Source organism: Corynebacterium sp. HMSC11E11 (assembly GCF_001807025.1).
GTDB lineage: Bacteria > Actinomycetota > Actinomycetes > Mycobacteriales > Mycobacteriaceae > Corynebacterium > Corynebacterium freneyi.
On the sequence record NZ_KV787093.1, the window covers coordinates 1 to 13,224 of the forward strand.

Annotated in this window: 13 protein-coding genes; all 13 read left to right on the forward strand. The window is 70.5% G+C overall.

Features of this window, described 5'->3' with window-relative positions:
- Positions 1 to 164: 164 nt before the first annotated feature.
- Positions 165 to 1,010 carry an Rv0361 family membrane protein gene (locus tag HMPREF3121_RS00155; protein WP_141742887.1) on the forward strand — a complete coding sequence of 282 codons (846 nt, stop codon included), beginning with the start codon at positions 165 to 167 and terminating at the stop codon, positions 1,008 to 1,010.
- A gap of 72 nt (positions 1,011 to 1,082) precedes the next feature.
- Positions 1,083 to 2,027, forward strand: a complete 945-nt coding sequence (locus HMPREF3121_RS11995; protein ID WP_083291096.1) for a ribonuclease H family protein — start codon at positions 1,083 to 1,085, stop codon at positions 2,025 to 2,027.
- Between the two features lie 191 nt (positions 2,028 to 2,218).
- Entirely contained in the window at positions 2,219 to 3,391 is a 1,173-nt protein-coding gene (locus HMPREF3121_RS00165; protein WP_070518957.1) for a tetratricopeptide repeat protein, read from the forward strand.
- 79 nt (positions 3,392 to 3,470) lie between these two features.
- Positions 3,471 to 4,514: an HAD-IIA family hydrolase gene (locus HMPREF3121_RS00170; RefSeq protein WP_070518959.1), complete on the forward strand. Its 1,044-nt coding sequence runs from the start codon at positions 3,471 to 3,473 to the stop codon at positions 4,512 to 4,514.
- An 8-nt stretch (positions 4,515 to 4,522) separates the two neighbouring features.
- A complete protein-coding gene (locus HMPREF3121_RS00175; RefSeq protein ID WP_070518996.1) occupies positions 4,523 to 4,780 on the forward strand; it encodes a hypothetical protein in 258 nt (85 codons plus the stop codon).
- Positions 4,773 to 5,609 (forward strand): TlyA family RNA methyltransferase, encoded by an 837-nt coding sequence (locus tag HMPREF3121_RS00180; protein ID WP_070518961.1) that lies wholly within the window; start codon positions 4,773 to 4,775, stop codon positions 5,607 to 5,609. The genes HMPREF3121_RS00175 and HMPREF3121_RS00180 overlap by 8 nt, the downstream gene beginning before the upstream one ends.
- A 14-nt stretch (positions 5,610 to 5,623) precedes the next feature.
- Positions 5,624 to 6,541, forward strand: a complete 918-nt coding sequence (locus tag HMPREF3121_RS00185; RefSeq protein WP_083291100.1) for an NAD kinase — start codon at positions 5,624 to 5,626, stop codon at positions 6,539 to 6,541.
- Between the two features lie 7 nt (positions 6,542 to 6,548).
- On the forward strand, positions 6,549 to 8,288 hold the full coding sequence (gene recN, locus HMPREF3121_RS00190; RefSeq protein WP_070518964.1) for a DNA repair protein RecN: 1,740 nt from the start codon (positions 6,549 to 6,551) through the stop codon (positions 8,286 to 8,288).
- A gap of 83 nt (positions 8,289 to 8,371) precedes the next feature.
- On the forward strand, positions 8,372 to 9,556 hold the full coding sequence (gene steA / locus HMPREF3121_RS00195; protein ID WP_070518966.1) for a putative cytokinetic ring protein SteA: 1,185 nt from the start codon (positions 8,372 to 8,374) through the stop codon (positions 9,554 to 9,556).
- Positions 9,557 to 9,570: 14 nt separating this feature from the next.
- A complete protein-coding gene (locus HMPREF3121_RS00200) occupies positions 9,571 to 10,557 on the forward strand; it encodes a copper transporter (protein WP_070518968.1) in 987 nt (328 codons plus the stop codon).
- 10 nt (positions 10,558 to 10,567) lie between these two features.
- A complete protein-coding gene (locus HMPREF3121_RS00205; RefSeq protein WP_070518970.1) occupies positions 10,568 to 11,314 on the forward strand; it encodes an NUDIX domain-containing protein in 747 nt (248 codons plus the stop codon).
- Complete coding sequence (locus HMPREF3121_RS00210) at positions 11,295 to 12,248, forward strand: site-specific tyrosine recombinase XerD (RefSeq protein WP_232247121.1); 954 nt, start codon at positions 11,295 to 11,297, stop codon at positions 12,246 to 12,248. The genes HMPREF3121_RS00205 and HMPREF3121_RS00210 overlap by 20 nt, the downstream gene beginning before the upstream one ends.
- A gap of 92 nt (positions 12,249 to 12,340) precedes the next feature.
- Positions 12,341 to 13,213, forward strand: coding sequence for a ParA family protein (locus tag HMPREF3121_RS00215; protein WP_070518997.1), 873 nt, complete (start codon positions 12,341 to 12,343; stop codon positions 13,211 to 13,213).
- The last annotated feature ends 11 nt before the right edge of the window (positions 13,214 to 13,224 follow it).

Genomic DNA, 13,224 nt, shown 5'->3' on the forward strand with positions numbered 1-13,224 from the left:
GGTCCTTTTTTGGGGGTTGGCGGGGACCACGCACCACGTGGTTGCAGGGGACGGCGGGACTGGGGCGTTTTTCGGGTACGTGGGCGCCCACCGTTGGTTCGGTACGCCACCTGCAGTCGCTGCCTGTAGGCTGTAGCCGTTGTACGCATACTTTGGGAGAGGTAATGAATAACTCCGGTTTCGGGCAGGGTGGCCCCTACGGGCAGGGTGGATCCTTCGGGCAATCCGGCCCCTATGGCCAGCCCGGTGGTGGACAGTCCGGGCAGCCCGGTGGCGGCGGTCAGAACCCCTACGGTTTCGGCGTTGGCGGACAGGGCAACCAGGGCGGTGGTGCCGGCAACGGCGGGCAGTCCTGGGGCGGCGGTCGGTCCCCTCAGTGGGATCAGGGGATGCAGTCCGGATTCGGCGCCGGCGGCGGATACGGTGCTCCGCAGGGTGCCGCTGGCGGTGCGCCCGGCGGTTCGGGATCCGGTTCTTCGGGCTCCAAGACCCCGTGGATCCTCGGCGGTGTCGGCGCCGTGGCACTGATTGCCATCATCGGTGTGGTCGCCTTCTTCTTCCTGGGGGGCTCCGAACGGGCGGAAAAGAAGGCCGTCGCCGAGGCCGCCAACGATTCCGCGAATACGATCCTCGAGTCGGACAATCTCGTCGAATGGAATGCGCTGATGTGCACGGCCTACCGCGCCGATGACGAGAACATCCAGAAGTTCCAGGATTCGTTCGGTGCGTTCGGCGATGAGTTCATTGCTTCGGAGCTCGAGGCGGAGAGCTACGAGCCCGACGACGTGACCTTCACCAACGATGACCGCACGGCCGCGGAGATCGGTTCCGGTTCGTCCGCTTTGAAGATGGCGAAGGAAGACGGCGAGTGGAAGATCTGCGATCCGGACATTGACTTCTCGGCCTTTGATGATTTCGGCGACATGTCCGACATCTTCGATGACTTCGGCGACTTCTCGGACATGTTCGACGACTTCTCGAGCATTCTCGACGACTACGACGTCTGGTGATTGTTCGCCGGTGACGACGCCCGCGGGCCTCGGTGACATCCGGGCCGGTGGGCGTCGTTACAATCGGCAGCCATGACTATCATCGCCGCTGCCGACGGTTCGGCCCTTGGTAATCCGGGTCCGGCCGGCTGGTCCTGGTACATCGACGACGACACGTGGGCCGCGGGCGGGTGGAAGAAGAGCACGAACAACCGCGGCGAGTTGATGGCCGTGGCGGATTTGCTCGCGTCGACGTCGCACCGCGCCGATGAAGAACTTCGCATCCTGTGCGATTCGCAGTACGTGATCAACTCGGTGACCAAGTGGATGGCGGGGTGGAAGCGCAAGGGCTGGAAGAAGCGGGATGGAAAGCCCGTGCTCAACGTGGACATTCTGTCCGTCATCGATGAGCTGATGCAGGGCCGCGTCGTCCATTTCGAGTGGGTGAAGGGGCACGCCGGCCACGAGATGAACGAAGCCGCCGATGAGCGTGCGCGCGCCGCGGCGACGTCCTTCCAGGCCGGTGAGCCGGTCAACGAGGGTCCGGGGTTCCCGGGGGCCACGACGAGTGCGGAGCTGATCATGGCCGGCGGGCCTGCGGCCGCTTCCGGGAAGGAAGGGCGGGCCGCGTCCACGGAGTCGTCGTCACGCACGGCCCGCGGTGGCTCCGGCACGGGCGGTGCGGGCAAGGCCGCCTCGGATGCGGGGCAGGCCGGGCTTTTCGACGTCGCCGCCGACCCCGCCGAAGAGGCGATGACGGCGGTTCGCACCGCACAGGGGACGCTCGTGCGCGCGGCCGGAAGGGCCCGCGACGGCGACGAGGCTCGACTGGCCTTTTTGACCAAGCGCGCAGTGATCGTGCCGTCCGAGATGGACGCGGCGTTTCCGGCGGATTTCGCCTCGCAGCGGCCGGAGATCACGGTCGTCGGCGCCACCGGAGTGGCGGTGACGCGCGGCGGCGGGTGGACGGCGACGTCGACGTGGGACATCTCCGGCGACCCGGTGCTCGTGGCGCACCATCTTTCGGTCCACGCGTGAGGGGTGCGCGCGGCCGCGGCTGGTAGCCTGGGCCGTTGAACGCGGTGCCGGGGCATGGGCCCCTCTTCGCATGGTGAAGCGCCGCTTGATTCGTCAATGTTCGACTTTCATCCGCTTTCGCGCGGTGGATCGCCCCGACCGGGCGACGCCGTGGCGCGAAAGCGGCAATCGCGTGAGGAGCTTCCTGCAACATGGCCGAGAACGAAGGTTCGCGTCCCGACGGTGACCGCCGCGGAGGCCAGAGCGGCCGCCCCGGTGGTTTCCGCGGCGGCCGCGGCGGTGGCCGCCCGGGCGGGCGTGGTCAGGGAGGCCGGGGCCAGGGTGGTCGCGGCGGACGTCCGGGGCACGGCGGTCGGCGGTGGGACAACCGCGACGGCCGCGATGAGCGTCGCGACGATCGGGGCGGGCAGCGTCGCGATGACCGTCGCAACGACCGGGACAACCGCGACTACCGCGGCGAGCGCGGCGACCGCCGGGAGTGGCGCCGCGATGATCGCCGGGACGACCGCCAGGGGGAGCGTCGTGGCGGTGGCCCGCGCGGCGACCGTCGGGATGCCCGTCGCGGTGGCCCGGGTGGCCATGGCGGACAGGGCGGCCCGCGCCGCCGTTCCAACCGCGGCGGTCGTTTCCAGCCGGATCAGAAGCGTGCGCCGCGCACCGGCCCGCAGCGTCCGGGTTTCCGCGAGGAGCGCATCGTCGCGCGCCAGAACGAGCCGTCGATTCCCGATGACGTCAAGGCCGACGAGCTCGACCCGTCGGTGCGTCAGGATCTGAAGAGCCTGGCCAAGGACAACGCCGACACCGTCGCCCGCCACATGATCATGGCTGCGACGCTCATGGCCGATGACCCGAAGCTGGCGTTGCGCCATGCCCGCGCGGCGAAGGACCGGGCCGGTCGGGTCGGCGTCGTCCGCGAGACCAATGGCGTCGCCGCGTACCACGCCGGCGAGTGGAAGGAGGCGTTGGCGGAGCTGCGCGCCGCACGCCGCATTTCCGGTGGCGCGGGTCTGCTGGCGGTCATGGCCGACTGCGAGCGTGGCCTGGGCCGTCCGGAGAAGGCCATCGAGCTGAGCCGGACCGACGAGGTTCGTTTGCTTGACGACGACTCGCGCACCGAGTTGGCCATCGTGGTCGCCGGGGCGCGCCGTGACATGGGTGATCTGGATTCGGCGATCATCGAGCTCGAGGCGCAGAACCTGGATCCGAACCGCAAGGACTTCGAGGGCGCTCGCCTGTTCTACGCCTACGCCGATGCGTTGGCGGAGGCCGGCCGCACCGACGAGGCCCGCGAGTGGTTCAACCGTTCGGCCGAGCTCGACCCGGACGAGCTCCTCGACTCCCGCGAACGCGTGGCCGAGCTGTAGAACCGGGAAAGTGACCGACGCAGACCAGCACCGAACCCACCCAGAACCGAACCCACTTGGATTGGACCGAGGTTTTCCCATGAGCACCGAATTGCTTGCCGGACGTTACGACGCCGCCCTGCTCGATCTCGACGGCACGATCTACGAGGGCGGCCGCCCCGTCCCCGGAGCCCTCGAGGCGTTGACGGAGGCCGGACTGCCGATGCTGTTCGTCACGAACAACGCCTCGCGCTCCCCGGAAACCGTCGCCGAGCAGCTGCGTTCCCTCGGGTACGACTGCACCGGCGATGACGTCATGACCTCGGCGCAGGCCGCCATCGAAATGGCCGGGGGAATCATCCCGGAGGGTTCGAAGGTGCTGGTGCTGGGCGCGCAGTCGTTCCGCGACCTGGCGACCGAGGCCGGCTACGAGCTGGTCGACTCCGCCGACGACGAGCCGGCGGCGGTGTTCCAGGGGCACAACCCCGACACCAACTGGGCGATGTTGTCGGAGGCCGCGCTCGCCATCGCACGCGGCGCCACCTACCTGGCGTCGAACCTGGACACCACCCTGCCGATGGAGCGCGGCCTGTTGGTGGGCAACGGGTCGATGGTCGCGGCCGTGGTGTCGGCCACCGGCGTCGAGCCGCGCAGCGCGGGCAAGCCGCAGCCGCCGATGTTCCACCGTGGTGCGGCCCGCCTGGGGTCGCAGCGGCCGATCGTCATCGGCGACCGCCTGAACACCGACATCGCCGGCGGCAACGCCGCGGGCTACGACACCCTGATGACCGTCACCGGCATTTCCGGCCACCACGAAACGCTGTCGGCGATCCCGGAGGAACGGCCGACCGTCATCGGCGCCGACATGGGCGCCCTGGTCGCCCCGGCCGAGCACGCCGAACCGCGTCCGCAGGCCGGTTTCACCGCCGAGCGCGATCCGGAGGACCCGGGCGTCATCGTCATCGGCGGCGGCGACGCCTCGGATGCCCGTCTGGACAATCCCGCTCAGGCCGCGGTCGCCGCGCTGCTCACCGCCGCTTCGGTCGCCTGGTTCGACGTCGACGGTGCGCCGTCGACCGCTCCGGTCACCGGGGTGCGCACCACCTCGGATGCGGCCGCCGCTGCCGTCGCCGCGTGGCGGTGATGGAGGAGATGGCCGTTTCCGGACAGACCCCGAAGCCCGGCCCCGTGCCCGGCCCCGGCTCTTCGGGTCCCCGGCCGGGCCCCACGCCCAACGACGCCGCCGCCGCTCTGGCCGGCGGGGCGGTCGACCCGGACCGGCTTCGTCGTCACGTACGGGAAGCCCTCGACGCGCCCGCGCCGACCCCGGCCGACCGCGCCGCGCACCTGGACCGTGCGCACGCCCTGCTGCAGGAGGCGCTGGGCGGGGAAGGGGCGTCGCGTGGCTAAGGGATCGACCCCGAAACGCCGGCTGGACGCGGAGCTGGTGCGCCGCAAGATCGCGCGGTCGAGGGAGCATGCCGTCGAGCTGATCAAGGACGGGCGCGTCACGGTCAACGGAATGGCGGCGACGAAGCCGGCCACGGCGGTCACCGGGGACATTTCCATCCGGGTGAGCGAGGACGCCGACGACGCCAACTGGGCCTCGCGCGGCGCCCACAAGTTGCTCGGTGCGCTCGCCGCGTTCGAACCGGAGGGGCTGAGCTTGGCGGGGCGTCGCGTCATCGACGCCGGCGCGTCGACCGGAGGCTTCACCGACGTGTGCCTGCGCCGCGACGCCGCCGAAGTCATCGCCGTCGACGTCGGCTACGGGCAGCTGATCTGGAGGCTTCGCGACGACGCCCGCGTCACGGTCCTCGACCGGACGAACGTGCGTACCCTCACCGCGGACATGATCGGCGGTGCGGCCGACGTCATGGTCGGCGACCTGTCCTTCATTTCCCTGCGGTTGACGCTGCCGGCGCTGGTCGACAGCCTGGTCGACGGGGCGGACCTGCTGCCGATGGTCAAACCGCAGTTCGAGGTGGGCAAGGATCGCCTCGGCTCCGGCGGCGTGGTCCGCAGCCCGCAGCTGCGCAAGGAAGTCGTCGGCGACGTCGCCCGCTTCGGACGGACGCTGGGGCTGTCGGTGCGCGGCGTCGTCGCCAGCCCGCTGCCCGGCCCGTCCGGCAACGTGGAGTATTTCCTGTGGCTGGTCAAGGATGGTGGCGCATCCGACGTGGATGATGAAAAGCTGGATGAGATGATCGATCGCGCCGTGGAGGAGGGGCCCCGATGACGGAAAGGTCCGCGATGACGGAGGACCGGGACCGCCAGGTGCTGCTGGTGCCGCATTCGGGGCGCAGCTCCAACCTGGAGATGGCCGCCGAGGCGGCGGAGCTGCTCGACCGCGCCGGCATCGGCGTGCGCGTTTTGGCCGGCGATGACCCGGCGACGCTGCTGCGTCACCCGGTGCTGGGCCGGTACCCGCGGTTCGGACATTCGCCGCAGGCCGCGTCGGGGTGCGAGCTGGTGCTCGTGCTCGGCGGCGACGGCACCTTCCTGCGGGCGGCGGACATCGCCCATTCGATGGATCTGCCGGTGCTGGGCATCAACATGGGCCACGTCGGCTTCCTGGCCGAGTGGGAGCAGGAGTCGATGACCGAGGCGATTCAGCGGGTCATCGACCGCAGCTGGCGCGTCGAGGACCGGATGACGGTGACGGCGACGGTGCGCGACAACGATGGCCGGGTCATCGGCACGGGCTGGGCGCTCAACGAGGTCAGCATCGAAAACCTCAATCGCCGCGGCGTCCTCGACGTCGTGCTGGAGGTCGATCAGCGTCCGGTGAGCTCCTACGGCTGCGATGGCGTGCTCATTTCCACGCCGACGGGTTCGACGGCGTACGCCTTTTCCGCGGGCGGGCCGGTGCTGTGGCCTGAGCTCGACGCGATCCTGGTGGTGCCCAACAACGCCCACGCCCTGTTCGACCGGCCGATGGTGGTGTCGCCGCATTCGACGGTGGCGGTGGAGACGAATCCGCAGACCAGCGCCGCGCAGGCGGTGCTCGACGGGTTCCGGCCGATTCCGATGCCGGCGGGCAGCCGCATCGAAATCACCCGCGGCGAGCAGGCGGTGAAGTGGGTCCGCCTGGATTCGGCGCCGTTCACGGATCGGCTGGTGCACAAGTTCCGCCTGCCGGTGACGGGATGGCGGGGCCCGAGGCGGTGATTCGACGATGCTGACGGAGCTGACCATCCGCGACCTCGGCGTCATCCCCGAATCGACCGTGGAGTTCAGCCCGGGGCTGACGGTGCTCACGGGCGAGACGGGCGCGGGCAAGACCATGGTGGTCACGGGCCTGCGTCTGCTGTCGGGCGGCCGCGCCGACGCCGGTCGCGTGCGCACGGGGGCGGACAAGGCCGTCGTCGAGGGCAGGGTGTCCACGGCGGACCTCGCGGGTCCGCTTGCCGACGACGTCGACCGGATCCTCGACGATTGCGGGGGCGAAAGGGACGAAAACGACGAGATCCTGCTGGCGCGTCAGGTGTCGGCGAAGGGGCGTTCGCGCGCGTGGATCGGCGGCCGGGGCACCCCGGCGGCGTCGTTGGCCGACATCGCCGGTGCGGTGCTGGCCATTCACGGCCAGAACGACCAGCTGCGCTTGCTCGGCGGCGGGGAGCAGATCGCGGCCCTCGACCGGCTCGGCGGGGATCGGGTGGCGCCGCTGCTCGAGGCCTACCGCGAGGTGCGCGGCCAGTGGCGTGCGGCGGCGAAGGATTTGGAGGAGCGTACGTCGAAGCGCCGCGAAATGGCGATGCGCGCCGACCAGCTGACGTTCGCGCTGGAGGAAATCGACGCGGTCGACCCGGAGCCGGGCGAGGACGTGGAGCTGACCGAGACCATCCGCCGCATGCAGGATCTCGACGGTCTGCGCGAGGCGGCGACCGTGGCGTGGGCGGCCATCGACGGCCCCGGCGCCATCGGGGCGGCCGCCGGTGCCGGCGCCGACGGTGAAGAGGGCGCAGCCGATTTGCTGGGCCGGGCGCAGCACGCGTTGGCGGGCTCCGGCGATTCCGAGCTGACGGACCTGGCAGAGCGTCTCGGCGAGATCACCAGTGGCCTGACCGACGTCTCCGCGGGTCTGGGCACCTACCTGGAGTCGTTGCCGGAGGAGACCGAGTCGCTGGACGGACTGCTGGCCCGGCAGGCGGAAATCCGGAACCTGACCCGCAAGTACGCCCCGGACATCGACGGCGTGCTGGCCTGGCGGGACAAGGCGCGGCGCAAGCTCGGCACGCTCGACGTCTCCGGCGAGGCGCTGGACAAACTCGCCGCCGACGTCGCCGCCCTGGAGAAGAAGGTCCGCGCGGCCGCGAAGAAGCTGACGACGATCCGCACGACGCTGGCCGCCGAGTTGGGCGAGCGGGTCACCGCGGAACTCAAGGGCCTGGCCATGCCGATGACGTCCCTGGTCGTGGAGGTCTCCGAGGCCGGTTCCTTCGGCCCCTCCGGCGCCGACGACGTGTCCTTCCTGCTGTCGGCGCACAAGGGGGCCGAACCCCGCCCGCTGGCCGGCAGCGCCTCCGGCGGCGAACTTTCCCGCGTCATGCTTGCCCTGGAAGTCGTCCTCGCCGAGGGCGACGGCGGCCGCACCCTGGTCTTCGACGAAGTCGACGCCGGCGTCGGCGGACGAGCCGCGGTGGAAATCGGCCGTCGCCTGGCGCGGTTGGCCGAACGCAACCAGGTCATCGTCGTCACGCACTTGCCGCAGGTCGCGGCCTACGCCGACACTCACCTGCACGTGGCCAAGGACGTCGCCGAGGACGGAGTCGTGTCCGGGGTCGCCGCCCTGGACCGGGAGCGGCGCGTCGAGGAACTCGCCCGGATGATGGCCGGCCTCGACGGCACCGAGTCCGGCCGCGCCCACGCCACCGATCTGCTGGAGAAGGCCCAGAGCGACAAGAAGACCCGGTAGGCCGCACCCCTACGGAGGTCGACTGCACCTCGTTGCGGCGCGCCTCCACCGAACGCGGCCCACCCGGCGGCACACTGTGGCCCATGAGTCTGTTCTCGAAGAAGACCGCCGACGAACCGGGCATCACCGGCACCGTCCGCGATTGCCTGCGCTCCGACCGCGCGCTGAACAAGCTCGCCGACGGCGACATCATCGTCATCGACGCGCCCGACATCACTCGGGTCCTCGCCCAGCGGATCATCGACTCCAAGGCGAAGGCCGTCCTCAACACCGGTGCGTTCACCACCGGCGCCGTGCCCAACTTCGGACCGCAGATGCTTCTCGACGCCGACGTGGTCCTCGTCGAAAACGTCGAACTGGCGGAGTCGTCGAAGCTGCGCGACGGCAAGCCCCACCGCCTGTACGAGGGCAAGCTGTACCTCGGCGACCGGCGCGTGGCGGCCGGCGACGAGGTCACGATGGACAAGATCTCCTCCGACTTCGACGAGGCCCGGACGGGCATGGTCGACCGTCTCGAGGCGTTTTCCGGCAACTTCGTCGAGTTCGCCGCCACCGAGGCCCCGCTGTACGTCGACGGCCTGGGCATCCCGGAGGTCGAGACGAAGCTCGACGGCCGCAAGGTGCTCATCGTCAGCGGCGGCGAGGGCCACGAACGGACTCTGAAGAACCTGAAGGGCTTCATCGGCGAGTTCGACCCGGTGCTCATCGGCGTCGACGCCGGCGCGGACACGCTGGTGGCGCAGGGGTACGAGCCGGACCTCATCATCGGCGACCCGGCGGGAATCGAGGCGGACACGCTGCGTTCGGGCGCCCGCGTCATCCTCCCGGCCGACCCCGACGGCCACGCCCACGGCCTGGAGCACATCCAGGACCTGGGCATCGGCGCGATGACCTTCCCGGCGCTGTCGGATTCTGCCACCGACCTGGCGCTGGTGCTGGCCGACCACCACGGCGCGTCGATGATCGTCACCGCCGGTTCGTCGCTGGACCAGGGTGACGTCTACGCCGGGGCCGATCAGCAGTCGCTGCCGTCGGCCCTGCTCAGCCGTCTGAAGGCGGGCGACAAGCTGGTCAACGGCGACGTCGTCGCGGACCTGTACCGCGTCGAGGGCGGTGGCCTGCGCATCATGTGGGCTCTGCTGGCGATCATCGTGGCGCTGGCGGTCATCATCGCCATCGCGGGCACCGCCGGCGACGGGTCGGTGAGCGAGAACCTCATCGACACGTGGAATTCCATCGCCCTGTGGTTCCAGGGCCTGTTCAAGTAGGTCGGGAGTAGACGATGGCGAAGAAGCGGTCGGGTGCGTGGAGCGTCGGCGTCGCGGGGGCGGCGCTGGGCGTTGCGGCGGGGTCGGCGCTGGGCGCCTACGTGCTGGCGCCGGAGGGCGGCATCGAGTGGGGCGGCGGGCAGGCCGCCGAGGAACGCGACGCCGCCATCGTCGAACGTGACGCCGCGAACGTCCGCGCCGATGCGGCCAACGCCGTCGTCGAGGATGTCGCCGCCCGGGTCGTCGACGGTTCGCTTTCCGACGTCCCCGTGTTGCTGGTGACCACCCCGGACGCGGATGAGGCGGCGGTGGATTCGCTGGAGGCGCTGCTCGGGGATGCGGGTGCGCCGGAGGTGACGCGGATGGGCGTGACGTCGAAGTTCCTGTCCGCCGAGGGCGCCGATGAGCTCAAGGACGTCGCCACCAGCGCGTTGCCGGCGGGGACGACGCTCGACGTCGATCGCCGTGACCCTGGTTTCCAGGCCGGGCAGGCGCTGTCGCCGGTGTTGCTGCTCGGCGAGGACGCCGGCGAGCGTGCCAGCGTCGCCGACCGTCGTCTGCTGTTGGGGTCGCTGCGTGACGCGGGCTTCATCGAGTACGAGGACGGGACGATGCGTCCGACCGCGGCGATCGTCGTCGTGACCGGGGCGGGCACCGGCGAAGGGGAGGATGCGGCCGCGGGATCGCGCATCCTCGCCGATTTCGCCGAGGCGCTGTCGGCCGACGGCACGGTCGTCGTCGCCGGGGATCCCGAGGCAGCCCGCGACGGTGGCGTCATCGAAGTGTTGGAGTCGTCCGACGCCGCCGGTTCGGTGGCCACCCAGCCCGCCATCGGCGACGCCGCCGGCCGCGTGGGCGTGGTGCGCGCGATCGTCGAGCGCAAGGGCGCCGGTGCCGCCTCGGCCGGGGAAGCACCCGCCGGGGAGCCCGCGGAAGCGCCCGCCGACCAGCCCGCGGAAGAGCCTGCGGAAGAGCCTGCGGAAAACACCGAGCCGGAGTAGGCAAGTAGTCATGACATCCACGGCCGATTCTCCTTCCGGGGCCCGGGCGGCGTCGTCCGCCGGTTCCCATTCCTTCGACGTCGTCGATTCCGAGATCCTCGTAGAGGCGCCGATCCTCGCGTTGCGACGGGATCAGGTGCGCATGCCGGGCGGCCGCGTCGCGGCCCGCGAGATCGTGGAGCATTTCGGCGCGGTGGCCGTCGTCGCGCGCGACGGCGCCGGCCGCATTTGCCTGCTGCAGCAGTGGCGGCAGTCGGCGGGGGAACGCCTGGTGGAATTGCCGGCGGGCATTCTCGACGTCGCCGGGGAGGATCCGCTCGTCGCCGCCCGCCGAGAGCTGGCGGAAGAGGCGGGCGTGGCCGCCGAGCGGTGGTCGCTGCTGACCGACATCTACACCTCGCCGGGGTTCGCGGAGGAGTCCGTGCGGGTGTACCTCGCCGAGGGGCTGTCCAGCGTCGACCGCCCGGCACCGGAAGACGAGGAAGCCGACATGACGGAGTCCTGGGTCGACCTGGCGGAGGCGGCGGATATGGTCCTGCGCGGCGAGGTCACCAACTCCATCGCCGTCGCCGGCATTTTGGCCGCCCACGTGACTTTGTCGGAGGGGAGGGACCGTCGTGAAGCCGACGTGCCGTTTACGATCCGCCCCACCCGGCTCGCGGAGCGACGGGCCGAGGCGCTCGGCCCGGACGCGGACCTGAAGCAGGTGCCGCAGCGGGAATCGGAGCAGGGTGCGGATGCCGACGGCCGACGCTGAGATGGCCGGCCCGGCGCGCCGGGTGGCCGAGGCGTTTTTCGATCATCTGGCCGTCGAACGCGGCGTGTCGGCGAACACGCTCGGCGCGTACCGGCGGGACCTGGCCAAGTACTTGGACTTCCTCGATGGGCTGGGCCGCAGTGATTTGCGGGCGGTGACGGAGACCGACGTCGGGGCTTTCGTGGCGCACCTGTCGCGCGGCGACGCCGATGCGGGGCAGGCGCCGATGGCGGCGTCGTCGGTGTCGCGGGCGCTGTCGGCGGTGCGCGGGCTGCACAAGTTCGCGCTCGGCGAGGGCGAGGTCGACGTCGACGTGGCCGCGGCCGTGGCGCCACCGAAGCGTGGCAGCGCCCTGCCCAAGGCCTTGAGCGTGGCCGAGGTCACCGGGTTGATCGAGGCGATCCCCGTCGGGGAGGCCGCCGAGATCGCCGACGTCCGCGACCGGGCCTTGGTCGAGCTTCTGTATTCGACCGGTGCGCGGGTGAGCGAGGTGACGGGACTCGACGTCGACGACCTCGACCGGGAGGAACGGCTGGTGCTGCTGCGCGGCAAGGGCGGCAAGGAGCGCATCGTGCCGGTCGGAGGGCCCGCCATCGAAGCCGTCGACGCGTGGCTGGTGCGCGGGCGGCCGGGGTGGGCGCGGGCGAATTCGGGGCCGGCGTTGCTGATCAACTCGCTGGGGCGTCGGATGTCGCGGCAGTCGGCGGCGAACATCCTGGCGTCGGTCGCCGAGCGCGCCGGGTTGGCCGGGCGGGTGTCGCCGCATACGTTGCGGCACAGTTTCGCCACGCACCTGTTGGAGGGCGGCGTCGACGTGCGTTCCGTGCAGGAGTTGCTGGGGCACGCGTCGGTGACCACGACGCAGATCTACACGATGGTCACCGCGGATAATCTCCGCAGGGTTTGGGCGGGTGCTCACCCGCGGGCGCGGTGAGCGCCGGTACAGTGGTCGCGAGGGGAGCGTGTGCTCCCGGCGTTGGTCGGTGGTTACACCGATCTCCGTAGGTCAAGGAAGAGGGGTTGACGGTGGCTGAGTCGGGCTTGTTCGACGACGATGGCATGCGGGTGGGCCTCACCGGCCGTCCGCTGCGTGAGCTGCCGGAGCCGAAGCCGCTGGAGTCCCACGGGCCGGCGACGATTCTGGCGATGTGCAACCAGAAGGGCGGCGTCGGCAAGACGACGTCGACCATCAACATGGGTGCCGCGCTGGCGGAGTTCGGCCGCAGGGTGCTGCTCGTCGACCTGGACCCCCAGGGCGCGTTGTCGGCCGGTCTGGGCATCCCGCACGAGGATCTGGATCTGACGGTCTACAACCTGCTCATCGACTCGGATGCCGACGTCCGCGACGCCATCCACCACACGTCGGTGCCGGGCCTGGATCTGGTGCCGGCGAACATCGACCTGTCGGCCGCGGAGATTCAGCTGGTCAACGAGGTCGGCCGCGAACAGGCATTGGGCCGTGCGCTGCGTCCGGTGCGCCGCGACTACGACTTCATCATCGTCGACTGCCAGCCGTCGCTGGGACTGCTGACGGTCAATGCGCTCACCGTCGCGCAGGGCGTGATCATTCCGATGGAGTGCGAGTACTTCTCGTTGCGCGGTCTGGCGCTGCTGACCGACACGGTGGAAAAGGTCCGCGATCGCCTGAATTTCGATCTCGAGGTGCTGGGCATTCTGGTGACCATGTTCGATCGCCGCACGCTGCATGCGCGTGAGGTGATGGAGCGGCTCATCGAGGTCTTCGGCGACACCGTCTTCGACACGGTGATCACCCGGACGGTGCGGTTCCCGGAGACGTCCGTGGCCGGTGAGCCGATCACGCAGTGGGCCCCGAAGTCCCCGGGCGCCGAGCAGTACCGCAATTTGGCGCGCGAGGTCATCGAGCGCACCGGCGGGTAAGGGGCGCCTTT